We start from the raw sequence: 24,421 nt of genomic DNA on the forward strand, positions 1-24,421 counted from the left end.
CTGTCCAGATATGACACTTGGATGACATCTCTTTAGAATAGTGAGGCACTGCCAGTGAACATGAACACAACAAGTTTTTCCCAAAAAGTGAAGCAATTCCTGATTATATTTTTGCCCATCTTCACCACTCAAATCGCCCTCTCTGCCATGTCGTTCTTCGACACGAATATGTCAGGCAAGTTTTCTCCGGCCGACCTTGCAGGCGTCGCGATTGGTACAAGTCTGTGGATGCCAGTTCAAACTGGACTAAGCGGGATTCTGATCGGTATTACACCTGTCGTTTCCCATCTGTTAGGTTCCAAACGTAATGATCAGATCGGGTATAACGTCATCCAGGCATTGTATCTCGGGATCGCAGTCAGTCTCGTCGTTATCGGAGCCGGGGCGTTGTTACTTGGCCCTGTACTGAACGGAATGCCTCTGGAACCCCGAGTTGCCCAAGTTGCCTTCTATTTTTTGTGCGCACTTGCTTTTGGCATTATCCCACTCTTCGGATATACGGTGCTGCGCAGCTTTATGGATGCACTTGGCCAGACACGGACTACGATGTTTATTACGTTGGTTTCTCTGCCCGTTAACATCTTTCTAAATTATCTGCTGATATTCGGCCGCTGGGGTTTTCCACAATTGGGCGGTGTTGGCGCTGGTGTTGCTACAGCATGTACATACTGGCTGATCTTTCTTATTAGTCTCTTTTTTGTCCATCGGGTCGAACCTTTCGCCAAGTATGGCATTTTCCGTCAATGGACCCGTGTATCATTGTCCAAATGGAAAGAGTTACTCAAGATTGGAGTGCCCATCGGATTCGCGACTTTTTTCGAAACGTCCATCTTCGCTGCTGTGACTTTAATGATGAGCCGTTTCGATACCACAACCATTGCTGCCCACCAGGCGGCGCTGAATTTCGCTTCTACGCTCTACATGCTGCCTGTGAGTATATGTATGGCTCTTACGATCCTTGTGGGCTATGAGGCAGGTGCGGGGCGTCTGAGAGATGCCAGACAATACAGTCTGCTTGGAATTGGTGGAGCCATCGGGCTCTCACTGCTGACAGCCATCGTGTTGATTGTGTTCGGGGAACAGATTGCAGGCGTATATTCAAACGATCGAGAGGTCATTGCACTTACGCAGCATTTCCTCATCTACGCCATCTTCTTTCAGATCTCGGATGCGATTGCTACACCGACCCAAGGAGCATTGCGTGGCTACAAAGATGTTAATCCGGCATTGATCATTACGTTTGTAGCGTATTGGATCATTGGTCTGCCTGTAGGTTATCTTACAGCTACGTATACTTCACTTGGCGCCTTTGGGTATTGGATCGGACTTATTGCCGGCCTTGCTGTAGGAGCAACTGCGCTTCTCTGGAGACTCTTCCTAGTACAAAAACAAGCCGCACTCCGCAAGGCGTAACATTGATATACTCACTCCGTGAAACAACAAAAAGAGCACAATCCTCGTCAATGCGGGATTGTGCTCTTTGCTTATGAATCGAATTATTGGGACAAACGTTGTGCAAGCTCGTAAGTCACCATATCGAAATCTTTTTTTGTGTTAACCACTTTATCAATATCCGTCAGGGTAAGTTCACCCTTGATAATGCCACAACCTTTGTCAGTCTCGCCTGCAATCAGACTGCGAACAGCGAAGTCTCCAAGACGGCTTGCCAGGTTACGGTCGAATGGAGTTGGCGTCCCCCCACGCTGAATGTGACCCAGAACGGTTACACGCGGCTCATATGTCGGGCAACGTTCCATCAGTTCTTTTGCTACATCCTCACCCTTGCCCACGCCTTCTGCAACGATGATAATACTGTGGCGTTTGCCGTGTGCAAAGTTAGCTTTCATGCGATCTGCCACTTCGTCCATGTCAAACGGAACTTCTGGGACAAGAATCGTTTCAGCACCCGAAGCAAGTCCGGCATGCAGAGCGATATCCCCACAGTGACGACCCATAACTTCCACGATGGAAGAACGTTCGTGTGAAGACATCGTATCACGTAATTTGTTTACTGCATCAACTACTATGCTTACAGCTGTATCAAATCCGATGGTATAGTCGGTGAATGAAACATCGTTATCAATCGTTCCTGGCAGACCCATGGTGTTAATGCCCAGCTTGCTCAGTTTGTTCGCTCCGTTGTAAGAACCATCCCCACCGATAACAACCAGACCGTCAATGCCACGCGCACGCAGAATGTCCGCACCTTTTTGCTGACCTTCAGCGGTATAGAACTCCTTGCAACGTGCCGATTGAAGAACCGTTCCCCCACGTTGGATGATATCCCCTACACTCCGCAAATCCATTGGGAAAATGTCATTATTCAAAAGACCCTGGTATCCACGTTGAACTCCAAATACTTCGAGACCGTGAAACAGTCCGCTGCGAACAACCGCACGAACAGCCGCGTTCATCCCCTGTGAATCACCACCGCTCGTTAATACTGCGATTTTCTTTACTGCTGTCATGATGTTTCTTCCTCCTCTAGTTTCACTTCAGGCTCCGCAATATCACACCTGACTTACATATTTTTCCGTATCCAGCGACTGAAAATGAAGAAAAATATTCTTGTGATCGGACTATTTTTCAGCAGACGTTTGGATACAACGCGAACTTCCTGTTGTTCGCTGACTTTGGGATCAGACAGGTAAATGGCTATCAGTCCTTCGATGATCATCCGGTGAAAGGAGCTTCCCGGGATCTTCTGTACATCACTGCGTGCCATCTCCACAATAAAAGCAATTCGGTCCAGCATTGTCTCCACATTCTCATAATAGTTGCAGAAGTTGAGATCTCCCCCGATGCGGTCCTCATCCTGATCAATTAAATAATCGAGCATAATGTGCAATGCGCATACATGTGGGAAATAGGCCGTGTGGATCGAGGCCGCTTGCTCTTCAGTCAACTGATCGTCACTCGCAGCCAGAAACAGCATGAAAACGCCCAGTGTAGAGCCAGTTGCAGCAGCAAATTCGTTCCAACGAAACTGAGGTGTGCGATGACGATGCTCCGACCACCATTCGAGCAGTGCCGTTTCTCTCAGTTCCGGCTTGATATGCTTATATACCTGCAGGTCCGTGTATAGGCCTGCCAGATCCTGAATTTGGGGCTTGGCGGACGCATAGCCTGGTAACTGACGGGTCAGTTCCTGACAAGTGGTCACCAGATTCCGCAGATATCCACCGTCATCCTGCTCCTCACGGAGGGCATAATAATTGACGGGAATTGCTTCGGGATCTACCGCATCAAGCATAGATTGATGGAGAAGACGAAAGTCATCCGGGTCCATCGACGTGCTGCGGTCGCACAGATTGTCCAAATAATCACTAATAGTTTGATATGAAACGATCAGCGGAATCAGAATGTGTCTGTTGGGCAAATCAGCTAATGCGTAGACGGTTCCGCCTTCACAGTGAAACTGTTTATCCTTCAGACTGGCAAGTGCCTGTGTACGCAACTCCTCATTCGGAATCGCCTCAGCTTGAGCACGCCATCCATTCAGTGCCTTCCGTGTTTCCGGAATGGTGTATTTGTACACCCCTCTCATCAATGCCAGCGGTCCACGCGGATATTGATGACGTTTTCGATTTGATTGGCTCAAAATAAATGTGCCTCCACTTGGTTGAATACGTATTAGAGCGATTTTTAACCATTCCTATTATAATATGATCCCCTTAATTGTACAAATGATCTGCCGTATATTCCGCATAAAAAATCGCATCGGCGTTCAAAGCTTTGTGATATACTATCCATATTTCATCCATCAAAGGAGTCGTTGACATGTCGTCAAGTGAATCACTTTCGTGGAGACGGTTATTTTCTTTTTTTGTGCCACTTGGCATTTCCGCCTCTCTCGTCACCATTTCTCACGTCATCATAAACAGCACATTAGCACGTTCAGCTCATCCCGAGACGGTTATTGCCAGCTATGCCATCGCCGGTAGCTTGTTAACCCTCACCGAACGCCCCTCCACCCTGCTGCGGCAAACCTGTTCCGCACTGGTTCGCGATCGCCTATCCTTTCAGGCCCTCACGTTTGTGACCAAAATATTTCTTGCCTGTGTGCTTCTCATTGGGTTTCTCATCGTATACTCTCCCGTTGGTACCGGGGTGTTCAAATACTTGTTTGGTGTAAGTCCGGATCTGCTGACCAAAGTCATCGACGTATATGAAATTCTCATGTATGTGAGCATCTTTTCAGTGATCCGCAACATCTATCAGGGGATCATCATAACGAATAACCGCACCAAGTGGTTAACCATCGGGATGGTATTCCGTTTAGCCGGAATGTACGGCCTTTCTCTCTACTTCATATACACAGACAGCATTGACAGTGGACGTGTAGGCGCTATCATTTTTGCTGCTGGCATGATGATTGAAGCGCTCGTCAGTTTTCTGGAGGGAAACAGCATCAAGCGCAAGATGCCAGCCAAGCTTGAGGATCATCCCGTTGAGAGCAAGGGAGACGTATTTCGCTTTTATAAGCCGCTGCTGTTATCCAGCTTTGTAGCGCTGTTCATAGGACCGGTTATTAACATCGTACTTGGCAAAACGACCGGAATAGCACTGGCCATTTCATCCTTTGCCATAGCAAGCAGTCTGATGCAGTTGATGCTAAGCTTCTTTACATACATCCATCAAATCGTGCTGAATTTCTACCTTGTGGACGCCAAATTGGTACGAAAATTCGCGCTTGTCACCGGATTTATTCCGTTTGCGATGATGGTGTCGATTGCCTATACCCCCTTGGGACCATGGGTACTCGAAAATGTCATGAGCGTTCAGGGCGAACTGTTGCAACAAAGTCTGTGGACACTGCGTGCGTTCGTCTTATTTCCGCTGATCTTCCCTTTTCTGGATTTCAGCAATGGCCTCATTCTGCTTCGCGGTCAGACAAAAACGATGTTTCGTTCGCAAACGGCGAATGCAATCTGCACAGTAATCGTGCTGCTTATACTGGTTAGTATCTTCCCTGCGTGGAACGGCATGATTGGCGCTGTAGCTCAATCCCTTGGCCTGCTCGCCGAACTTATCATTGTCTGGCTTGTCATCCGGCGCACGAAGCAAGAACCTACGATGTCCGTACCGAAAGCCCGTAAATCAACATCCCTGAAAGGGTAATAAAATCATTGAATTGTTATCAGGATTGGAGTCTCTCATCATGAAATTAAGTCACAACGCCCGCCCGGATCAAAACTGGCTGCGGGCTCTCATGTTCACCATCTTTGGTTCCACCGTTCTGGTGGTATCCTACTTCCAGCTTTACTTCAGTCATCTGGGCTTCAGTCGGGCTGAGATTGGATATCTATACGGAATTGGCCCCCTCATCTCTGTGTTCTCCAATATGTTCTGGAGCATGGCCAGCGACCGCTACCAAACGGTACGCAAAGTGATGATCATTCTGCTTGGTGGTCAATTGATCACAGGAATCATGCTCGCCAATGCAACAACTTTCGGTCAGGTATTTGTACTCGTGACCCTGTTTTACTTTTTCTATTATCCGGTCTATCCACTCTCCGATACGATGGCTATTACAACGGCCAGCAAGTACGGCCGAAATTTCACTTCCATTCGAGTCTTCGGATCGATCGGTTATGCCTTCTTTGCATTAAGTATCGGGTATTTCCTTGGATCTTTTGGTCCAGTATGGACGATTTGGGTCTGCGTTGGTCTTGCTGCAACTACACTATTGATCAGTTTTCAATTGAAGGATCAACCTTCGGGAAGTAGTAGCAAAATGGATCTATCGGGGTTATGGGCTATTTTGAAACGCAGAGATGTGCTCACCTTTTTTGGCTGTGTATTTTTGCTTGCCATGGGACATCGCATGAACGAAGCATTTCTTACCATCACGCTAAAAGATCTGGGTGCCAGCGAGGGACTGATCGGCTGGTCTTTGCTGATCTCTTCCGTAAGTGAAATCCCCATATTTCTACTGCTCAGCAAGTATGGAAACCGTTATAAAGAACTGCCGCTAATCGCTTTTGCTGCACTGATGTATACGGTTCGTTTGCTTCTCATGTCCGTCTCCGATACACCTGCAGCCGTTGTTGCAATTCAGACGATGCACAGTGTTACCTTTGGTATTTTCTACGTTACGGCGGTACGCTACATCATTCGCCTAGTTCCGGACGGCTACAGAGCTACAGGTATGGCTTTGTTCACCATTGTCTGGTCCAGTGCTTCGGGACTTCTTAGTGGAACGTTGGGCGGACTGCTGCTGGAACATGCAGGCAGACAAACCTTCTATCTCACCGCTATGGCTTTCTCCCTGGCTGCACTAATCGGTTTCGGATTGAAGTTATGGTCCAGCATGGCCAATCGTGTCTCCTGAACACACAGGGAAACTTACATCGTATTCAACCGTTATTTACACTGAAAATTTTAGAATCAAAAAAAGCACAGCCTCCCATGGGGGACTGTGCTTAGGTTCTTAATATTCAGCTATAAATTTATAATATATAAGAAGTCCGTTAGCCGGATAAATTCTTACAGTTTGTTTACGTTAGCTGCTTGAGGACCACGGTTTCCATCAGTGATTTCGAATTCTACCGCTTGACCTTCTTCCAATGTTTTGAAGCCATCTCCTTGGATTGCGGAGAAATGTACGAATACGTCCTCGCCGCCTTCAACTGAAATAAAGCCATAGCCTTTTTCTGCGTTAAACCATTTAACTGTACCTTTCAAATGAAAAACCTCCTAAAAATATCGCCATCTATGGCGAATACCCTTATTATACTGTATGGGCTTCCATTTTGCAATTTATCTTTCCATAAATGTCGAAAAAATTTGCTTTGAATCGTAGGGTACGGTATCATTTTACCAAAACCGTTAGTTTGGAGACTACTATGATAAAAAAACATGAAATATACAAAACAGACAAGTGGAATATGATGACCGTAGAAGTTCAAGGCAAATATCTCGTACTGCGAGAAATTTCGGAAGAGTGGGGCGAAGAATGCCATACTTTCCTTAGCCGTCCTGCATTAATGCACTGGGCTGAACGCCGTTTTCCAAAAGCAGATTTTGAGAACCGTGAGGATGAATGGCGTCAATTGATGGCTGCCTTCAAAGGGGTCTAACCCATGCAGCTTGACTCAAGCAATGTCGTCATCTTTATTATCCTTGCCTTCTCTCTTGGTATTGTGCTTATTCTGGGACGCAATTCCATCCCGGATCGATTGAGACGGGGTATGGCGCTTATTGCTACCCTGCTCATTTGTTTCGCCTTTTTCCTGATCGTTTATTTTCTGTATAACATGGGAACCTAATCACGGGGACCCAGATATTCAAATATTTCAACGTGCCTAAGGTCATACTATACGAGATTATTCGTATCGTAAGGAGGAAGGCCGTTGAAATACCAAAAATCGCTATCTGTTATCCTGGTACTTAGTCTGATTCCTTCGTCTCTCTCCGCACAGGCAAGCGAGACGAAGGCAGCTTCGTCCATACATTCATCAGATCATCAAAGGAGGATTTCCATGAGTCAATTATTGAAACGTTCCGAGGTACCGGCTGAACATAGCTGGAAACTGGAAGATTTATTTGCCGATCAGAAAGCCTGGGATCAAGAATATGAAGAAGTATCGTCTTTGACCAAGAAGGCCTCCGAATTCCAAGGCAAACTGAATCAACCTGATGTACTCAAATCTTGCTTCGAATTCGAAGATGAAATCAGCCTCAAAATAGAACGCCTCTTTGTGTACGCACGTATGCATCAAGATGAAGACACAGCGAATCCTACATATCAAAACCTGTCCCAAAAAGCCCAGAAATTAGTTGTACGGGTTGGTGAAGCACTTTCTTTTGTCACACCGGAGATTCTTTCCCTGCCGGATGATCAGTTGGACGCATTTATTGCAAACGAAAAACTTTCTGCTTATACATTTACGCTGGAAGAGATGAAACGCGAAAAAGCCCACGTTCTTAGCCAAGCAGAAGAGGCTTTGCTTGCACAGGTAGGCAACCTTTCACAAGCACCACAGACTATCTTCAGCATGCTGAATAACGCCGATCTCAAGTTCCCAAGAATCAAGGATGAACATGGTAACGAAGTTGAGCTGACACACGGCAGCTACATTCAGTTCCTGGAGAACCCTAATCGTGAAGTTCGCGAACGTGCCTTCAAAGCGGTATACGAAACCTATGCCAAACAGAAGAACACAATTGCGGCTGCCCTGAATGCAAATGTAACCAAAAATATGTTCTATGCTAATGTTCGGAAGTACCCTTCTGTGATGGAAATGTCCCTATATGGAGATAACATCCCAACGGATGTGTATACCAATCTGGTAGACACTATTCATGAGAGCCTTCCGTTATTGCATCGTTATATGGACTTACGCAAAAAGTTGCTGGGTGTGGATCAATTGCACATGTACGATCTGTTCGCTCCACTCGTAGACGAGTACAAAATGGATATTACCTATGAGGAAGCGAAACAAACGGTTAAAGACGGTCTGAAACCACTCGGTAAGGATTATGCAGATGCATTGCAGACTGGATATGATAACCGCTGGATCGATATATACGAGAATGAAAATAAACGTTCAGGCGCATATGCCTGGGGCGCTTACGGCACTCACCCTTATGTCTTGTTGAATCACAAAGATAACCTGAACAGTATGTTCACACTTGCACATGAAATGGGTCACGCTCTGCATTCACATTACTCGGATACAACACTTCCATATCGTGATGCACAGTACACCATCTTCCTGGCAGAGGTTGCATCTACAACCAACGAAGCGTTGCTCATGGATTATCTGCTTAACAAATCAACAGATCCAAAGGAAAAATTGTATCTGTTAACCTATTATGCCGACCAATTCCGTACAACGGTATTCCGTCAGACCATGTTTGCTGAATTTGAGAAAATCATTCATGAACGTGCGGAACAAGGTGACGCATTAACACCACAATTGTTATCCGAGATCTATTATGATCTGAACGTTAAATATCACGGAGAAGGCATGGCTGTCGACAAAGAAATCGAAATGGAATGGGCTCGTATTCCCCACTTCTATAACAGCTTCTACGTTTACAAATATGCTACAGGCTTCTCCGCAGCGACAAGCTTTTCCAAGCAAATCCTGGAAGAAGGCCAACCGGCTGTTGACCGTTATCTTGGCTTCCTGAAAAGTGGTGGCAGTGATTACTCCATCAATATTCTGAAAAAAGCAGGTGTGGATATGTCTACACCACAGCCAATTCGTGAAGCTATGAGTGTCTTCAAGGAACTGATTGAACAGATGGAGCAACTAACCAAATAAGGTTGTCTTTCCATGTGACCTGCATCCCTTGCCCGTTTGGGCAGGGGATTTTATCATCATTGCAAGATGCAACATACCCGAATATGGGTAATGCATATCTAGTTCTCAATTGTTCAACAAGGAGGCAACACCATGAAAATGCAATGGGCACTCATAGCAGGTCTTGTTTTTGCACTGCTCACGGGAATCTTTGCGGTTATTAATGTGGATTCCGTACAAGTCAACCTGTTATTTAACACGGTACAAATCCCGCTGATCTTGCTCATTCTCGGCTGTACCCTGATCGGTGGAATTATTGTAGGGTCATATGGCATCTATCGCCAATACAGACTGCAACGTGAGAACAAACAATTGAAATTGCGTGTATCTGAATTGGAAAGTTCCACGACAAACAAATCTACGTTGGATTCTTTCAAATCGATGGATTCGCTTGACTCAAATGAATCCGACAGCCTATTGGAGAATGATTCGATCCAGAGTCAGCGCAAAGGAAACCCTACAGGAACATTGTAACCAATCAGAGACAGCCTGCTGGCGAGTCAGGAATGGTAGTATCACATTCTCTCCCCCAGACAGGCTGTATTTTATTTCACACATACCCACGATCCGAGGAGGAAATTACACAATGAGTTTTACAATTGATGAGTCATACGTTCTGTCTTTCCTGAAAAAATTGTTGGATACACCAAGCCCAAGTGGTTACACACATCATATTATCGAGATGATCCGGAAGGAAGCAGCAGCACTGGGCATCGCCTGTGAGCTGAATAACAAGGGCGGTGCGGTGCTTACATTGCCCGGACAGGACTCTTCCAAAACAATTGCTTTAAGCGCTCACGTGGATACGCTAGGGGCCATGGTACGCTCGGTTACATCCTATGGCACATTGAAGCTTACCTCTGTCGGTGGATTTTCGATGCAAAGTATCGAAAACGAATATTGCAGCATCCATACTCGGGATGGAAAGACATACACAGGCACCATTCTCTCCCTTCATCCGTCTGTCCACGTCTATCCGGATGCACGTACCTTTGAACGGTCCGAGAGCCATATGGAAGTTCGAATCGATGAGGTCGTCTCCTCCAAGGAAGATGTGTTGAAACTCGGGATCTCTGTCGGCGACTTTATCTCCTTCGATGCTCGCGCAGTCATCACGCCGAGTGGTTATATCAAATCACGTCATCTGGACGACAAAGCCAGCGTGGCTGCCCTCTTTGGCATCCTTGAGTCTGCACATCGTGAAGGCTGGAAACCATTACATAACGTCTCTCTGCTTATCTCGAACTATGAAGAAGTTGGACATGGCGCATCGTATATCCCTGCGGAAATCAGTGAAATGATCGCTGTAGACATGGGAGCCATGGGTGATGACCTCAGCTGTAAAGAAACCGACGTTTCCATATGTGCCAAAGATTCTTCTGGCCCGTATGACTACGATATGACCAGTCGTCTCATTGAACTGGCCAAACAAGATGGAATGGATTACGTCGTGGACATTTATCCCCACTATGGCTCAGATGGCAGTGCAGCATTGCGCGGAGGAAACAATATCCGAGCAGCACTGATCGGTCCTGGAGTTCACGCATCTCATTCCATGGAGCGTACGCATAAGGATGCTGTCCTGAATACGGCACGATTGCTCGCAGCCTACATTACAACCAAGTAAAACAGAATCATTGATCTACATTATCATGGATAACATCCACATGTTCGTCTAAGCAGAAGGCCCCTTCCAAGCACACAATTCGGTGTGCTTGGAAGGGGCCTTTGTTGTCATATCTTTTAATCTGCCTGTTCGACATATGCATGATACTTACGATCCAATATCTCTAACTCTGCCTTATGGTCACGCATTTCATTTCTTAACACATGCATGGTCTTCCGAACCGCACTCAGTCCATCCTTCACCTGACGTTCGGCTTTGCGAATTTTGTCTTGAACCATCCAGTCCACGAAGAGGTTATCGAAGAAATAGTCTGCGAATGAAAGCAGACCTCCCAGATGCAGATCGGCGTGTACTGCCATCTCTACATCCTCCAGTTCCTTCTGAAAACGTCGTAGACGCTTACCTGCATCCATGATGGCGACCTGAGCGTCATCCATTCGTCCTCGCTTGATATGTGTGGAGATGACCCCACCGCCCATCATGTCATATACACCCCAATTGCCTGCCGAAGCCAAAGCCTTCTCGGCACGTTCAAGGGCATAGAGCAGGTATTCCCCCTCCCGGAAAGCTTCATCCAGTTCCTGAAGCTCACTCGCCAGATGTTCCCGATTCTCAGCCATGTGTTGCAATTCCGCATCCTGGTCCAGCAGACGACCTTCCTTCTTCCCCCACAGCGCGTTGTAGTCGCTCTGCCAGTACTGATACTGCCGCCCGCCCTCCAACTCCTGCTCCACATGAATTCGTTGCTCCTGTACGTCTTGTAACATGCGACAAGCGGTGTCGTATGCAGCCTTGCTCTCCATGAGTTCCAGCTCTTCCTTCTCCAGACGCTCTGTCTTCTTGCCAATCAGTTGATAGAAAAATGCCGACAATGTCATACTGTTCAGTCGATCAACGTCCTTCTGCTCCTTCTGGAGATGCTCCAGACGACGTTTTACCTTTGCTTCCCATTCGCTTTCCTCCGTTTGAAGCTTCTCCAGACGTTTGGTCCATTTCTCGTAAATTCTCCCCTTTTCCTTGAGCGCTGCCAACTGTTGATTAATTTCTTTATACATAAGTGTGGTGTTCTCTCCCTTCTATGGAATTCTTTACTTATACAACGTAATGAACATACAGAACGTTTCACTTTAATGCGCAAATTCACAGACAAAAAAATCGCCCTCTCCACCTATGCGACATAATGTCACTAAGGAAGAAAGGGCGATGTTTAGTTATAAATCAAGACTTGCTCTGTTCAATCTGCTCTGCAAGTTCATTCAGAACGGTCCAGCGTTCCATCAATTCATCCAGATGACGCTCAGCCTCAACCTGCTCAGCCATCAACTCCTGTAGACGGGCAGAATCACTAAACGACTCTTCCATCTCTTTGTTTATCCGGACAAGATTGGCTTCCGCCTTCTCAATATTTTCATCAATCTGGTCGTATTCACGTTGCTCCTTGAAGCTGAATTTCAACTTCGGTTTAGCCGCTGACACAGCAGGCGTCGTTTTCTCCGATGACTGCTTCACCTTCGCCGCTCCTGTGTCACTCTCTTGATTAGCTCCAGGCGCATTTTTCAGCATCCACTCTGCATATTCACTGTAGTCGCCGACGTGTACACGTACAGCACCATTGCCCTCAAAAGAAAGCACTTTATCCACAGTACGATCAAGGAAATAGCGATCATGGGATACGACAAAAACAACACCCGGAAAATCGTCCAGGTAGTCTTCCAGTACAGCGAGTGTCTGGATGTCCAGATCATTCGTCGGCTCATCCAGGAGCAATACATTCGGAGCAGCCATCAGCACACGCAGCAGATACAGGCGACGCTTCTCTCCACCAGACAGACGCGAGATTGGCGTCCACTGGGATGCCGGGGTAAACAGGAACCGCTCCAACATCTGGGATGCTGTAATCAAAGATCCATCGGCTGTTTTCACATTCTCAGCCACTTCCTTGATGTACTCAATCACACGCAGAGTTTCATCCATCTCCTGATGTTCCTGTGTGAAATAGCCCAGATTGACCGTAGGACCAACGTCAACCACACCTGCATCGGGTTCCAGCTTGCCAGATATCATCTGTAACAACGTGGACTTACCACTACCATTCGGTCCGACAATCCCTACCCGATCTCCAGGTACGGCAATATAACTCAGATCTTCGATCAGTTTGCGACCCCCGACGGATTTGGAAAGATGCTCAATCTCCAGAATCTTTTTACCCAGACGAGTGGAGCCAACTGATACTTCCAATGAACCCGAGCGCTGGATTCCTTGTTGATCTTTAAGTTGTTCGAAGCGATCAATTCTCGCTTTTTGTTTCGTTGTCCGTGCCTTGGCACCGCGACGAATCCACGCAAGCTCTGTCCGAAGCAAGTTCTTACGCTTCTGTTCGGAAGAAGCTTCCCGTTCTTCGCGCTCCGCCTTCAGTTCCAGGAAACGTGTATAGTTCGCTTCGTATCGGAACAAACGTCCATGATCCAATTCGAGCATGACATTCGCCACACGATCCAGGAAATACCGATCATGCGTAATCATAAGCAGTGCGCCGCGGCGCTTCTGCAAGTACTGCTCCAACCAAACAACCGAATCATTATCAATATGGTTCGTCGGCTCATCCAGAATGAGCAGTTCGCAAGGGTGAATCAGCGCAGCAGCGAGTGCTACCCTTTTGCGTTGTCCACCAGACAATGTGCCCATCAGTGCATCGAATTGACGAATACCCAGTTTGGACAAAATGCTCTTCGCTTCACTCTCCATCTGCCAGAGCTGAAGCTGCTCCATTTGCTGATTCAAACGTAATAACCGCTCTTGCAACGCTGGATCAGACGAATTCAGTTCCAATAATTCCATCGTTTCCGTATATTCACGCACGGTTTTCATTTCCATGCTGTCACCTTCGAATACTTGTTGCAGTACCGTATTATCCGGATTGAAGTCCGGGTTTTGTGCCAAGAACTGAATACGTACGTCATTACCGATGGAGATCTGTCCCGCATCTGCAGGTTCCATACCCGATATCACACGCAAAAACGTGGATTTTCCGGTTCCATTTACCCCAACGACACCAATCTTGTCCTGATCAGCCATACCAAATGAAGCATCCTTGAACAATATTTTTTCGCCATAACTTTTTGCAATTTGCTCTACCGTCATTATGTTCATTGCTCGTACCCACTTCTCTGTAAATTAAAATTCAATATTACGTACATCCGCGCACTTACTTTAAACTTGTAAAAAAGAACGGCATCCATCCAGAAACAATGCTGCTGCAAAAGCAATTCGTTTGTTCAGATGTTCCTCATTAAACTCCGGATTCAACATGATATCCATCTTCAGCCGGTCCAGAATTCCAATATAAGCTTCAGCGAGCAATACAGGTTCAGGTACACTTGCACTTTCCAATACCTCACACACCATACTCATGTATTGATTCATGAATGCCTTCATGAATTTCATCAGATCCGGATCATTATTGGGTGCCATAAAAAAGAGCTTGGTATGATTGCGGCGCTCATAATAATACGTAAGGTGGGTCTTGGCTATTGCTCCAAGTTTATCACCTGTGTTCTCATACGAGTTCAAAGCATATTCAAGACGGCTGATAAAACTGTTACAATCCCGCTTGGATACTGCGATAAATAATTGTTCCTTGCTTTTGAAATATAAATAAATGGTGCCTTTTGCGATGCCGGCTTCGTCTGCAATATCAGACATTTTGGTCTCATAAAAACCTTTCGAGCCAAAAATACCATAGGCCGCATCCAAAATAGCCTCCGATTTGTCTCCCTGTACAGTGCTCAAATGTACTCCCCCTTACAACGCCAAAATGTTACCTAAACCAATCGCCACACATCCGCCGATCACCGAGCTAAGCACGTTCACCAGGTCGTTACTCATCCATGCCCAGCCACGAGCCGGAACCGTTGGATGCCCGCAATGTTCATGTACCTCAACTTCACGGCCACACACAGTACAACGATACATCATCTGCACCGTTGCGCCCAGATAGGAATCGGCAAAAGCCCCTGCCAACCCGCCTGCAAGACCGACAAAAGTCCAACTAAACAGACCAAGCCCTTCTATCCCGGCGATCCAGGAAAACAAGAATGCTCCCGCACCAATCAGAGCCCCGCCTACGGCTGCAGCCACGGTGCCAAGAAGTGAGACACCTCCTGAAGCACCTGGCGTAAGTACCTTCCACGTGAGAACAGAGCGCGGCGGCTTGCGACTGAGACTCCCAATCTCGGTTGCCCATGTATCCGATGTAACGGTAGCCATTACACCAATGAAAGCATACACCCACGCCGGATGTGGAAATATCCAGTATCCCAGACATAGGAACATGCCCATTCCACCATTAGCCATCACTTGTCCGGCATCCCGATTTCCTGACTTGGCATAGGATTTCTCCAGCTCCTGCTTCCGATCTTTACGAAACCTGGAGAGCAACGTTGAAGTAATGAAAAACAACAATAACGTGCCAAACCAGAACAGGTTACCCGCTCCGTAATATATCGTTCCCATCATGATGGCTGCCAGGCAGCCAGACAAGGTTAGCGACTTTTTCGCATAGGCAGCACCTGCCACCATAGAAGCGCATACGGCGCCAATAATCCAATCCATAATGTCTCCTGCATGCAGCGTATGTACAGCCCGCATGACGTTTATTGTATTTTTGAAATTCAATTATACCACGGTTTGATCCCAATGCCGAAACTCCTTACGCCAGCACACAAAAAACCTGTTTTGGCCTCGTGTAGAAGTGCCAAAACAGGTTATCGATCAAACGTTAAAACAAGACACCTTCCCTCTTCAAGTAACGTCTGGAATTCAATGTTCCTATGTCCTAATTTAGACCCGCTTCGCTCCGCCAATGACCCCATATCGGTAGAGTACTTTGCGACCAAACCAGTTGAACAAACGATCCGTCAGAAATCCCATAAAACCCAGGGAAATCAGTCCGACAAAGATCCAATCTGTTCGGAAAAAGAGTCTGGAGTTCCAGATTAAGTAACCCACTCCCTCATTGGAGGCAATCATCTCAGCACCGATTATGGCCATATACGAGGTTCCCATCGCCAGTCGCACACCTGTGAAGATATACGGGGTTGTCGCCGGAACAATCACATGCAGCAGAATCTGCCGTTCATTGGCTCCCATACTGCGGGCCGACCGGATTTTGTCTTCTTCAACGGAGAGTACACCTGTCAGTGTATTCAATACAACAATGAAGAAGGTTGCATACATAATGAGCGCGATCTTGGATTGCTCACCAATTCCGAACCACACCAGAAATAAGGTAATAAAGGCGATCGGCGGGATAAAACGTATAAAGTTAAGGAACGGTTCCGCGAACAGCCGGATGAGATGAACTTTGCCAATAATCAGCCCTACCGGAATAGCAATGATGCTTCCGAGTACCCAGCCCGCCAGTACACGAGTGAAGCTGATTCCGATATACTCCATCAGCGTACCGTCAGCAATCAGTTCGCGTGCTCCCAGGATCGTGTGCCACGGACCAGGGATTACGTCAGGCCCATAGATAAGGGCACCAAGTTGCCAGATTAAGATGACCGTTACCCATAGAAGCGGTATAGACACCCATTTTTTCTCCAACCATTTCATCTTGTATATCACCTCAGTTATTCTTCAAAGTGGCCTTGAATTCGGTCATACAGGGTGTTGAACTCAGACGAGGCGATGTTCCTCGGATAAGGTAACGTGTTGTGGTAAATATCCGTTATATTTGAAGACGGACCTACAGACATAATGCCTATGCGCTCACCAAGCAATAACGCCTCCTGAATATCGTGTGTGACAAAGATAACGGTTTTATGGGTTTCTTTCCAAATATTCACCAGTTCTTTCTGCATGGTCCGTCTCGTCATGGCGTCGAGCGCACCAAATGGCTCATCCATCAGCAAGATCGCCGAGTCATTCGCAAGTACCCGAGCCAATTGAACCCGCTGCTTCATGCCACCCGAGAGTTCTTTCGGAAATTTCCCCTCATGAGCACTCAGTCCCACAAGCTGGATGTATCGATCAGAGATCTCACGTCGTTGTGTCTTAGGCACCTTGGACATTCGAAGCCCGAATTCAACATTTTCCCTCACAGTTAACCATGGAAAGAGAGAAGAATCCGCCTGCTGGAATACCATTGCCCGATCCCTGCCCGGTCTGTCGATCTCCTTGTTGTCTACCTTGAGCTGTCCGCCCGACTTGGAGATAAAACCCGCGATCATATTCAGCAACGTTGACTTCCCGCACCCACTGGGACCAAGTAGGACAAAGAACTCTCCTCCCTTGATAACCAGATCGACATCCTTAATGATATAATGCACATCCCCATTGGTCGGGGCGTGATACGTTTTCCGCAGCTGTTCAATATGAATGGTATGCTGAGTTGCAGGTAAGGACATAACGGACACCTCCCATTTCAATAAGAATTATTTACTATATGTCACTTTTTCCGGCAAAGCCTGCTGGAGAGAAGTCAGATCGAGTTTGGTGTCGAGATCAAAATCCTGTTCGATGATTCCGGTGTCCACCATATATTGCTTCTGACCTGCCAAACTATCATAAGCAGCCTGCGTAAATCCAACTTCCCATGGATTGATCGGAAGGTCTTTCAACGTAGCATCTTTAGGCTGTTTGGTCTCTTGATACATCAGATCGGCAACCTCTTCAGGATGCGCTTGGGCATACGTGGATGCTTCATCCAGCGCCGCAAGGAATTCACTTATCTTTTCAGGGTTTGCCTGGATGAATTCATTACTTGATACCAGTCCCATACCAAGGCGTATAGGGGTCTGAGACATATCCGTCAGCTGATGTACTCCTTCGAGTGCATCGAATTTATCGGTTAACGCGGAACCTATAACCCAAGCGGCATCAAGGTCTCCCTGTTTCAGTGCGATGTAGGCTTCATCAAAAGCCCCCTGACCAATTTGCGTCACATCACTCAGCGCCACCCCCTGATCTTTCAAATATTCATCCCATAGATATGGAATAAATGTGCCTCGAATGAAACTCACTTTCTTGCCCTTCAAATCCGCTCCACTCTGAATATTCTCCCTTGCATACAGCTTCCAGGCGGCTGCCGCTTCATCCGTAGTCTGGCCTGCAGAAGCGATGACTGAATATTCCCCTTTAGACAAAGCATTTAATACAGGGAAGTCCGCACCGTACGCAATATCAACCTGTTTGATAAATAGTGCATTTACACCTTCAGCCGGTGAGCCAAACGTAATACTCTCTGCATCAATGCCCCGGTTTTCAAAAAAACCTTTGGCAATGGCTACCCTGAACGTTGGGTTCGTACTTGTATCTGCGATTCGAATTTTTACATTATCGGTATTCTTGCCGGTAGCGTCTTTTGCTCCAGATCCTGCTGCGTTTGAACTGCATCCGGATAATAGGAGTGCCGTAGCCAGAAATAATATCAATATGCCGGTTACTATGGATGGTTTTCTCACAATATACACCCCATTCGATCTAGTCATGATTCTTAACGCTTAACCGCCCGACTTGCCTTCATCCGACGTTGCCACACAGGCTGCACCCTCCACAAATGGAAGAGTTGTCTCTACGCTCACGATGGATGCAGAACCTTTGGGTGCTGCTCCCTGGACCCTGTAGGTGGAGACATCAATGGCTTCGATGGCAACTTCCTGCGGCTTTTCCAACTGTGGAACCCACTGATAAGGAACTCGATATGAGCGATAGACCATATTGGTATTCCGCCCATCTGTGTACGGGGAGACATACTCCCAGACCAGCTCATGCTCCGCTGTCACTTCGAACAATCTGCCATTGGAACCCTCGGTTATTAGGGTGTTGCCGTTAGGTAAACGCTGGGCGGAACTGATGTATGGGCTATAAAATTTATAAGAATCAGTCGGAACCGAGAAACCTGCTTCTGCCGATGTATACTGCCAGACAATCTCCAGAGTGACCGGGTTAATCTCCAATACACGGGAGTGATCCCGAATCGCATGTTTCAATCCAAATGGAGAAGCCGGATTGGGAAGGCCATAACCTGCCCAGCCGCCGTTGTCGAATACGAGCAAGTTGCCTTCTCCTGGTAGACCTTGGGGAATGATATGTGCATGATGCTGTCCGATAATTGTGCCGATGTGTTTCACTTCAGGTGAAGTATAGTCTGGCCCTAATCTCCACACGATCTTTCCACTCTGTCTGTCTGTAATGGCGATTATGTTGGCCTCTCTGGCATCCCAGATAATATTGTCGGGGTGGAACCGTTCGTCTCCTTCTTCATAGAAACGGTTGGGTCCGACATAAGAGGCAGAATTAATATGTAACCAGTCACCAACACCACCACCCAGATGACCGAAAGAACGTGTATTCGGATCACGGAACAGGACATTTCGTGCAGCTTCATCAAAACCTAATTCTTCAAAATGTTCGTTAGGCAGCCACTCCCAGAGTACCTTCCCTTCCCAATCCACTTCGATAATGGCATCATCAAGCAATGGCTTATCTGAAATTTGCGGGTTACTCACATTTTTGTGAGCCAGAATAAGGGTTTTGCCACTCTTCGTCTTTGGCGCAAGGCCAGGTGCATAATAACCTACCGGATTTCCCTCACGCTGATAATCATGATGCTGGCGGGCATACCATAGTGGCTCATACCCCGGATCTTCGATGTGTTCGTAGCTATTGTATTTCCATACAATGTTGCCGTCCCAATCCACTTGGACCAGATCGACATTATCCTGAATACCGAACTTCGGATCTCTCCGACCCGTGCTGCCCAGCACGTAGCCGCCAGGTAATATTTTGGCCGGAAAACCTAACAATCCTTTCCACAGGTGAACCTCCTTGCCATTCATATCGATCAATACTACGCCTTCTTCACCTGCCTGATAAACGGTATAACCGCCCCAAGCCTTATCCGGATTGTATAACGTCGCTCCAGTTGGATATATTGTTGAGTGTCCCATTGATCATCTCTCCCTAGAATGTTTGTGGTATATCAAATGTCGTTACATTGACCCAACCTCAATAACTGAGATAGTTCCTCTTCCCGGTATTGTCCCGCTGCTTCTGCTCAAGGTCACTTGTGGAGGACCGATCATGTTCTTGTATCCCGTTGCTCTCCGCCAATTCCAGCACCGTGTCCGAGAATCCCTCCAGATTCGCTACTACCCGCTCGTAGAATTGACTTTGCTGCTCCAGTTCCTCACTCGTAAAACCCTCAAACAGAAGCGTGATACATCGGGCACCGATGTTGCTGTTTCTCGCATACATCTCCCGCCCGCTGGATGTGATGTCCAGTAAAACCGTCCGGCGGTCGTCTTCCTTTCGTCTGCGGATGGTGAGTCCCTTTTTCTCCAACTTATCGGTCAGAGCTGTAATGGCACCCGATGTAAAGTCCAACTGTTCTGCCAGATCTCCAAGCCGCTGTTCTCCCTCACGAATGATTTTGTGCAGGATAAGCATGCCTGGCAGGCTGATACCTTCTACAGAGATGCGATCCCGCTCTTTGACGAATCGTCTGACCATTTTGCGAAATAACCAATCCGTCCGCTCCAACGCTTCCCAGTCTCTATCACTCATTTCATAACCTCCTTGATCGTTTGAAGCTTCAATAAAGATACGAAAAAAGGCCCCCGAGGACATTCCTTAGAGGAGTAGTCCCGGGAGCCTTTGGTGGTCCAATCAGCTCAATGCAGTTTTCAGTTCAAATTAGTTCACTATTCATTTAATGAGTATTAAAATAATTGAGATTATCATATAACCAACTAACCCAACCTGTCAAGTGAGAATTAAAATATAGATCTACTTTTACAGTCATTACCCGCCGGTTTGAAATTACTTATCCTGTTTTAAGTTTCACTTCAGGTTTCCCGTTTACACTGTTCTCAGATCGAAACATCTACAACTACATCAACGACAAGCTACGATTCAGTTCGTACTCAACTACAGAAATGAGGATTATCCATATGAATATGAAAAGAGTCATTATTATAGGCACAATGATTGTCACCATGTCCTTCGCTGGAACAGCATGGGGCCAATCCGCCATCTCTCCCATACCTACTGCTAAATGGTCCATCGTTGACTTGGACACTCGTGAGGGAAGCAGTGATGAGCTGCTCGACGCTCTGAATCAGGCTTCAGAAGTGGATCTGTATCAGGAACTGTACAACGGCAAATCGCTGAGGACGATTACGGAAGAAAACAACGGGAATTTGGATGAGGTCATTGCTATACAAGTAAGACAGCTCAGAGAGCAGTTGGATGAACGGCTCGCAAATGGAAGTATCAGTTCGGAGCAACATGCTGCACAACAAGCTGAACTGGAAGAGTTGGTCACACAGAGCGCAAATACAGCATACAGCTTGGCGTAAATTAGTAGCGTATCCGTATGATGAAGGTATAAACCTATATCCACGGTAGCACTGCAAAAAGGAGCGTATTCACGCCCCTTTCTTGTACCCTATTCATCTCAAGCAGGTATGATGTGTAATCCTTATTGCGCTGCCCCAATCGTGCAGGCACCCAAGGATTCGCCGTCCCATGCCAGTTCGAGCACATCTCCTGCTTGTGTTGGTCCAACACCTTCTGGTGTCCCTGTAAAAATGACATCGCCCGGCCCCAGGCCGTAATGATGACCTACATAATCCACAATATCTTGTAAACTGAAGATCATGTTACGAATATTACCACGCTGGACTTCCTCACCATTTTTGGTCAATGTAAAATCTTTCTCCAGTAATGCTGCCGCACCCGGGAATGCCTGAAATGCAGTAACCGGAGCGGAATTTCTGAACCCTTTGGCCGCTGTCCACGGGTGGCCCTTTTTCTTAATCACGGTCTGTACGTCACGTAACGTAAAATCAATACCAAACGCATACGCATCCACCAGCTCATCTACCGCCATACCTGGCTCATAACTCCGCCCGATTTGCACGACCAATTCAGCTTCATAGTGAACTTCACCCTTGGTAGCAGGCAATTCAAGCGTTTCACCATTCAGGGGCACGACTGCATGGGAAGGTTTCATAAAGATCATTGGCTCATCCGGAACCGCGTTACCCAATTCTTCCGCATGAAGTTTATAATTGCGTCCTACACAGTATACATTGCGAATGTTAGTCAACATGGGTATATAACCACCTTTATTGGATTCATTAGTGTATATGGAGTAAATTACGGTCTGAAAAATCGGCTGCTCGTCTCCTGAAATGCCAGCTCCCATACGTCAGGACGGTTCGTACATAACATGAGTTCTGGATCAACTGCCGCCAGTTTCTTCATAATGGTCTTGTCATCCACTGTCCAAGCCATCACCCGAATGCCTGCACTCCGCATCTCGTTCATTAAGGATTTGTCTACATTGGTGTATCCAATCGAGAGGAATGTACAATTCATCTGCCGCAACGCGGTTAACAGATCACCTGGTCGTGCATCGATAATTAGCCCCGTCTGGATCTCCGGTGCAAGTTTCTTCACTTCGATCAGAGCGGCTGGTTCAAATGAGGTGATCACAACATCATTTTGCATATGTCTTTTTCTCACTTCATGTATAACAGCCGCAGGCAGACCCGGGTACATGTCTCCCTGCGTTTTCAGTTCAATGTTCAAACGCACTCTGCCGCACGAGCGATCTAACAATTCACTTAGCGCCGGAATCCGTTCGCCTTTGTAAGACTTATTTTTCCATGATCCGGCATCCAGTCGTTGCAGATCAGCCCAATCGGTTTCCCGAACCAGACCCTTGCCATTCGTCGTGCGATCCACTGTAAAATCATGAATAACCACGGGCACTCCATCACGCGACAACTGCACATCCAACTCCATCCACTGAACTTCAGGCCGCTCCATGGCCATCAGGAATGCAGCCATCGTATTCTCTGGTGCAATAGAAGAAAATCCACGGTGTGCTACACAAAGGTTGTTCATTCGATTCCCTCCTCAAAAAGGTTTTTAATTAGGCGAAGCGACTCCATTCCCATCATATCGAATACCCGGGGAGAGCTTTGCCATCTGTTCCAACAGCAGTTTGTTCGCCTCATCAATCATTGGAATGGCCTGACCTAGCCCGGCCTCATAAGGGATAACTTTCATGCTGCAAGCTGCATCTTGACTACAGCGAGCCTGAAATACCGCCGTTTTCCAAGTCTCTTCGGTTGTTGATCTGGAGAAAATGAAATTTCCCGTACTGTATGCAATCCACTTCCCCTTATAGTACTCCAACCCTTGCAACACATGAGGATGACCACCTATGACCAGATCAGCGCCAGCATCTACAAACTCATGAGCCAATCGGGTCTGGTCACTATTCGGAGTACTTACACGTTCCTCTCCCCAATGTGCAACCACGATCACCAGATCAGCCTTCTTACGGGCCTCCTGGATCGCTTTGACTGCTCCTGTGGAATCATAAGCTTCAGCCACGCCAGCCCGATTGCCTTCCGCCTTCCAACTCGTTTCCGGTACAACTCGGGAGAACCCAAGCAATGCAATCTTCATACCTTTGCGTTCCAGATATGCTGGTGCATAGGCCTCATCCCTGTTCATACCTGCCCCGGTGTGAGCTATGCCATATTCCTTGAGATAAGTTAACGTATCTACCAAACCCTCTACGCCCTGATCCAGAATATGATTGTTAGCCAAATTGACAGCATCAAAACCGGCTGAAGCCATTGCCGCCAATGCTTTGGGCGATGATTTGTACACATAGGTTTTATCAGCTGCACTGGTACCACCATGAGTTATTGGTGTCTCCAGGTTACCGATGGTAAGATCATCATCCTTGAATAATCTGCCGAGTTTGGCAAAGGGATAATCATAACCGTTTTTATCCAGCAGTTCAGCAACTTTGCCCGAGAATTGAATATCACCCACAAAGTTAATCGTGACATCCTTCGCTGAATTGGAAGGTTTCGACATCCCTGATTCCTGATCCACACCTGCATTTCCCTTGGTACCGGACGGTGTCGAATCTGCCGCAGGTTTTTTCGTTCCGGATTCTGTTTTCTCACTATTGGTATTGCTTGAAGTTTCAGGTGTCGCTACTCCAGATGTCTTATCTGCATCCGCTGTTGTCTCTTCATCCGTAGCTTTGGGCTCTTCTTCCGAAGTCTCATCGGATTCCGAGTCTGGAGAACTTACTTGATCCCCGCCTTTGGCATCGTCTCCAATGGAAGGCTGATCCTGATCGACGATTTCTTGTTTCACCGGCTGGTCTGCCTGTTGCTGACGTGTATTAATGACATAAAAAATGCCCACCAGACCAATTGCAATGATCAATACAATATTAACTGTCCAGATGATTGTGATTGTATTGCGGGTGCGTTTACTACCTTTTTTCTTCTTTACACTTCGCTCTGATCTTGGGGGATACATAAGCAACTCCTCTTCTTCTTCACAGCCATACATACCATTATATCAGGCATATTCTGGATTTCCATCATTCCTTGGAACTGTATCGATTGAAAGGGTATGAACTCAGTTAGCTTCCAGA

24 protein-coding genes are annotated in these 24,421 nt (G+C 46.9%); 9 read left to right on the plus strand and 15 right to left on the minus strand.

Features of this window, described 5'->3' with window-relative positions; translation table 11 throughout:
- The first annotated feature begins 60 nt into the window (after positions 1 to 60).
- Positions 61 to 1,413, plus strand: coding sequence for an MATE family efflux transporter (locus ACDJ59_RS15775; RefSeq protein WP_413404053.1), 1,353 nt, complete (start codon positions 61 to 63; stop codon positions 1,411 to 1,413).
- Between the two features lie 83 nt (positions 1,414 to 1,496).
- Here ACDJ59_RS15775 and pfkA read toward each other — a convergent pair whose 3' ends face one another.
- Both pfkA and ACDJ59_RS15785 read right to left on the minus strand, forming a co-directional pair.
- Entirely contained in the window at positions 1,497 to 2,468 is a 972-nt protein-coding gene (gene pfkA / locus ACDJ59_RS15780; protein WP_036609663.1) for a 6-phosphofructokinase, read from the minus strand.
- Between the two features lie 53 nt (positions 2,469 to 2,521).
- Positions 2,522 to 3,601, minus strand: coding sequence for a tetraprenyl-beta-curcumene synthase family protein (locus tag ACDJ59_RS15785; RefSeq protein WP_413404055.1), 1,080 nt, complete (start codon positions 3,599 to 3,601; stop codon positions 2,522 to 2,524).
- Positions 3,602 to 3,780: 179 nt separating this feature from the next.
- Here ACDJ59_RS15785 and ACDJ59_RS15790 point away from each other — a divergent pair, with 179 nt between their 5' ends.
- Positions 3,781 to 5,121: a multi antimicrobial extrusion protein MatE gene (locus ACDJ59_RS15790; protein ID WP_192132474.1), complete on the plus strand. Its 1,341-nt coding sequence runs from the start codon at positions 3,781 to 3,783 to the stop codon at positions 5,119 to 5,121.
- Between the two features lie 40 nt (positions 5,122 to 5,161).
- Entirely contained in the window at positions 5,162 to 6,334 is a 1,173-nt protein-coding gene (locus ACDJ59_RS15795) for an MFS transporter (RefSeq protein WP_413404058.1), read from the plus strand.
- 155 nt (positions 6,335 to 6,489) lie between these two features.
- Here ACDJ59_RS15795 and ACDJ59_RS15800 read toward each other — a convergent pair whose 3' ends face one another.
- A complete protein-coding gene (locus ACDJ59_RS15800) occupies positions 6,490 to 6,687 on the minus strand; it encodes a cold shock domain-containing protein (RefSeq protein ID WP_017689394.1) in 198 nt (65 codons plus the stop codon).
- 161 nt (positions 6,688 to 6,848) lie between these two features.
- Between ACDJ59_RS15800 and ACDJ59_RS15805 the strand changes: the two genes are divergently transcribed.
- From ACDJ59_RS15805 to ACDJ59_RS15825, 5 genes are all read left to right on the plus strand, one after another.
- Positions 6,849 to 7,082, plus strand: a complete 234-nt coding sequence (locus ACDJ59_RS15805; RefSeq protein ID WP_017689395.1) for a hypothetical protein — start codon at positions 6,849 to 6,851, stop codon at positions 7,080 to 7,082.
- 3 nt (positions 7,083 to 7,085) lie between these two features.
- The gene (locus ACDJ59_RS15810) at positions 7,086 to 7,271 is read left to right on the plus strand and encodes a hypothetical protein (protein WP_047842378.1); all 186 of its coding nucleotides are present in this window, start codon (positions 7,086 to 7,088) and stop codon (positions 7,269 to 7,271) included.
- Between the two features lie 213 nt (positions 7,272 to 7,484).
- On the plus strand, positions 7,485 to 9,275 hold the full coding sequence (gene pepF / locus ACDJ59_RS15815) for an oligoendopeptidase F (protein ID WP_413404061.1): 1,791 nt from the start codon (positions 7,485 to 7,487) through the stop codon (positions 9,273 to 9,275).
- A 132-nt stretch (positions 9,276 to 9,407) separates the two neighbouring features.
- The gene (locus tag ACDJ59_RS15820; RefSeq protein ID WP_413404063.1) at positions 9,408 to 9,788 is read left to right on the plus strand and encodes a LapA family protein; all 381 of its coding nucleotides are present in this window, start codon (positions 9,408 to 9,410) and stop codon (positions 9,786 to 9,788) included.
- A gap of 112 nt (positions 9,789 to 9,900) precedes the next feature.
- On the plus strand, positions 9,901 to 10,941 hold the full coding sequence (locus ACDJ59_RS15825; protein WP_133384232.1) for a M42 family metallopeptidase: 1,041 nt from the start codon (positions 9,901 to 9,903) through the stop codon (positions 10,939 to 10,941).
- 116 nt (positions 10,942 to 11,057) lie between these two features.
- On the opposite strand, the gene ACDJ59_RS15830 is transcribed toward ACDJ59_RS15825, so the two are convergent.
- From ACDJ59_RS15830 to ACDJ59_RS15870, 9 genes are all read right to left on the minus strand, one after another.
- Entirely contained in the window at positions 11,058 to 11,996 is a 939-nt protein-coding gene (locus ACDJ59_RS15830) for a hypothetical protein (protein WP_413404065.1), read from the minus strand.
- A 163-nt stretch (positions 11,997 to 12,159) separates the two neighbouring features.
- Complete coding sequence (locus ACDJ59_RS15835; RefSeq protein ID WP_413404067.1) at positions 12,160 to 14,091, minus strand: ABC-F family ATP-binding cassette domain-containing protein; 1,932 nt, start codon at positions 14,089 to 14,091, stop codon at positions 12,160 to 12,162.
- Positions 14,092 to 14,151: 60 nt separating this feature from the next.
- Positions 14,152 to 14,730: a TetR/AcrR family transcriptional regulator gene (locus ACDJ59_RS15840; protein ID WP_036609680.1), complete on the minus strand. Its 579-nt coding sequence runs from the start codon at positions 14,728 to 14,730 to the stop codon at positions 14,152 to 14,154.
- Positions 14,731 to 14,742: 12 nt separating this feature from the next.
- Positions 14,743 to 15,552, minus strand: coding sequence for a DUF92 domain-containing protein (locus ACDJ59_RS15845; RefSeq protein WP_413409837.1), 810 nt, complete (start codon positions 15,550 to 15,552; stop codon positions 14,743 to 14,745).
- Positions 15,553 to 15,780: 228 nt separating this feature from the next.
- A complete protein-coding gene (locus tag ACDJ59_RS15850; RefSeq protein ID WP_127543957.1) occupies positions 15,781 to 16,554 on the minus strand; it encodes an ABC transporter permease in 774 nt (257 codons plus the stop codon).
- 17 nt (positions 16,555 to 16,571) lie between these two features.
- Positions 16,572 to 17,348 carry an ABC transporter ATP-binding protein gene (locus ACDJ59_RS15855; RefSeq protein ID WP_074094443.1) on the minus strand — a complete coding sequence of 259 codons (777 nt, stop codon included), beginning with the start codon at positions 17,346 to 17,348 and terminating at the stop codon, positions 16,572 to 16,574.
- Between the two features lie 27 nt (positions 17,349 to 17,375).
- Positions 17,376 to 18,404 carry an ABC transporter substrate-binding protein gene (locus ACDJ59_RS15860; protein WP_413404070.1) on the minus strand — a complete coding sequence of 343 codons (1,029 nt, stop codon included), beginning with the start codon at positions 18,402 to 18,404 and terminating at the stop codon, positions 17,376 to 17,378.
- A 39-nt stretch (positions 18,405 to 18,443) separates the two neighbouring features.
- Positions 18,444 to 19,892: an aryl-sulfate sulfotransferase gene (locus tag ACDJ59_RS15865; protein ID WP_413404072.1), complete on the minus strand. Its 1,449-nt coding sequence runs from the start codon at positions 19,890 to 19,892 to the stop codon at positions 18,444 to 18,446.
- A gap of 58 nt (positions 19,893 to 19,950) precedes the next feature.
- On the minus strand, positions 19,951 to 20,508 hold the full coding sequence (locus ACDJ59_RS15870) for a MarR family winged helix-turn-helix transcriptional regulator (protein ID WP_413404074.1): 558 nt from the start codon (positions 20,506 to 20,508) through the stop codon (positions 19,951 to 19,953).
- 386 nt (positions 20,509 to 20,894) lie between these two features.
- Here ACDJ59_RS15870 and ACDJ59_RS15875 point away from each other — a divergent pair, with 386 nt between their 5' ends.
- Positions 20,895 to 21,302, plus strand: a complete 408-nt coding sequence (locus ACDJ59_RS15875; RefSeq protein ID WP_353882778.1) for a hypothetical protein — start codon at positions 20,895 to 20,897, stop codon at positions 21,300 to 21,302.
- Positions 21,303 to 21,424: 122 nt separating this feature from the next.
- On the opposite strand, the gene ACDJ59_RS15880 is transcribed toward ACDJ59_RS15875, so the two are convergent.
- The 3 genes from ACDJ59_RS15880 to ACDJ59_RS15890 are packed head-to-tail and all read right to left on the minus strand — an operon-like array spanning position 21,425 to position 24,303.
- Positions 21,425 to 22,057: a fumarylacetoacetate hydrolase family protein gene (locus tag ACDJ59_RS15880; RefSeq protein WP_413404077.1), complete on the minus strand. Its 633-nt coding sequence runs from the start codon at positions 22,055 to 22,057 to the stop codon at positions 21,425 to 21,427.
- Between the two features lie 47 nt (positions 22,058 to 22,104).
- Positions 22,105 to 22,857, minus strand: coding sequence for a glycerophosphodiester phosphodiesterase (locus ACDJ59_RS15885; protein WP_091032254.1), 753 nt, complete (start codon positions 22,855 to 22,857; stop codon positions 22,105 to 22,107).
- A gap of 24 nt (positions 22,858 to 22,881) precedes the next feature.
- Positions 22,882 to 24,303, minus strand: coding sequence for a CapA family protein (locus ACDJ59_RS15890; RefSeq protein WP_413404080.1), 1,422 nt, complete (start codon positions 24,301 to 24,303; stop codon positions 22,882 to 22,884).
- Positions 24,304 to 24,421 lie beyond the last annotated feature (118 nt).

It is taken from the genome of Paenibacillus amylolyticus, assembly GCF_047302515.1.
Classification (GTDB): Bacteria; Bacillota; Bacilli; order Paenibacillales; family Paenibacillaceae; genus Paenibacillus; species Paenibacillus amylolyticus_G.

What these genes read in the sequence shown, in the direction of transcription:
- ACDJ59_RS15825 (WP_133384232.1), top strand. Translation starts at nt 9,901, where the DNA reads ATGAGTTTTACAATTGATGAGTCATACGTTCTGTCTTTCCTGAAAAAA.
- ACDJ59_RS15870 (WP_413404074.1), bottom strand. Translation starts at nt 20,508, where the DNA reads ATGAGTGATAGAGACTGGGAAGCGTTGGAGCGGACGGATTGGTTATTT.
- ACDJ59_RS15875 (WP_353882778.1), top strand. Translation starts at nt 20,895, where the DNA reads ATGAATATGAAAAGAGTCATTATTATAGGCACAATGATTGTCACCATG.
- ACDJ59_RS15890 (WP_413404080.1), bottom strand. Translation starts at nt 24,303, where the DNA reads ATGTATCCCCCAAGATCAGAGCGAAGTGTAAAGAAGAAAAAAGGTAGT.
- ACDJ59_RS15795 (WP_413404058.1), top strand. Translation starts at nt 5,162, where the DNA reads ATGAAATTAAGTCACAACGCCCGCCCGGATCAAAACTGGCTGCGGGCT.
- ACDJ59_RS15810 (WP_047842378.1), top strand. Translation starts at nt 7,086, where the DNA reads ATGCAGCTTGACTCAAGCAATGTCGTCATCTTTATTATCCTTGCCTTC.
- pepF (WP_413404061.1), top strand. Translation starts at nt 7,485, where the DNA reads ATGAGTCAATTATTGAAACGTTCCGAGGTACCGGCTGAACATAGCTGG.
- ACDJ59_RS15805 (WP_017689395.1), top strand. Translation starts at nt 6,849, where the DNA reads ATGATAAAAAAACATGAAATATACAAAACAGACAAGTGGAATATGATG.
- ACDJ59_RS15775 (WP_413404053.1), top strand. Translation starts at nt 61, where the DNA reads ATGAACACAACAAGTTTTTCCCAAAAAGTGAAGCAATTCCTGATTATA.
- ACDJ59_RS15850 (WP_127543957.1), bottom strand. Translation starts at nt 16,554, where the DNA reads ATGAAATGGTTGGAGAAAAAATGGGTGTCTATACCGCTTCTATGGGTA.
- ACDJ59_RS15855 (WP_074094443.1), bottom strand. Translation starts at nt 17,348, where the DNA reads ATGTCCTTACCTGCAACTCAGCATACCATTCATATTGAACAGCTGCGG.
- ACDJ59_RS15820 (WP_413404063.1), top strand. Translation starts at nt 9,408, where the DNA reads ATGAAAATGCAATGGGCACTCATAGCAGGTCTTGTTTTTGCACTGCTC.
- pfkA (WP_036609663.1), bottom strand. Translation starts at nt 2,468, where the DNA reads ATGACAGCAGTAAAGAAAATCGCAGTATTAACGAGCGGTGGTGATTCA.
- ACDJ59_RS15885 (WP_091032254.1), bottom strand. Translation starts at nt 22,857, where the DNA reads ATGAACAACCTTTGTGTAGCACACCGTGGATTTTCTTCTATTGCACCA.
- ACDJ59_RS15845 (WP_413409837.1), bottom strand. Translation starts at nt 15,552, where the DNA reads ATGGATTGGATTATTGGCGCCGTATGCGCTTCTATGGTGGCAGGTGCT.
- ACDJ59_RS15830 (WP_413404065.1), bottom strand. Translation starts at nt 11,996, where the DNA reads ATGTATAAAGAAATTAATCAACAGTTGGCAGCGCTCAAGGAAAAGGGG.
- ACDJ59_RS15865 (WP_413404072.1), bottom strand. Translation starts at nt 19,892, where the DNA reads ATGGGACACTCAACAATATATCCAACTGGAGCGACGTTATACAATCCG.
- ACDJ59_RS15835 (WP_413404067.1), bottom strand. Translation starts at nt 14,091, where the DNA reads ATGAACATAATGACGGTAGAGCAAATTGCAAAAAGTTATGGCGAAAAA.
- ACDJ59_RS15790 (WP_192132474.1), top strand. Translation starts at nt 3,781, where the DNA reads ATGTCGTCAAGTGAATCACTTTCGTGGAGACGGTTATTTTCTTTTTTT.
- ACDJ59_RS15880 (WP_413404077.1), bottom strand. Translation starts at nt 22,057, where the DNA reads ATGTTGACTAACATTCGCAATGTATACTGTGTAGGACGCAATTATAAA.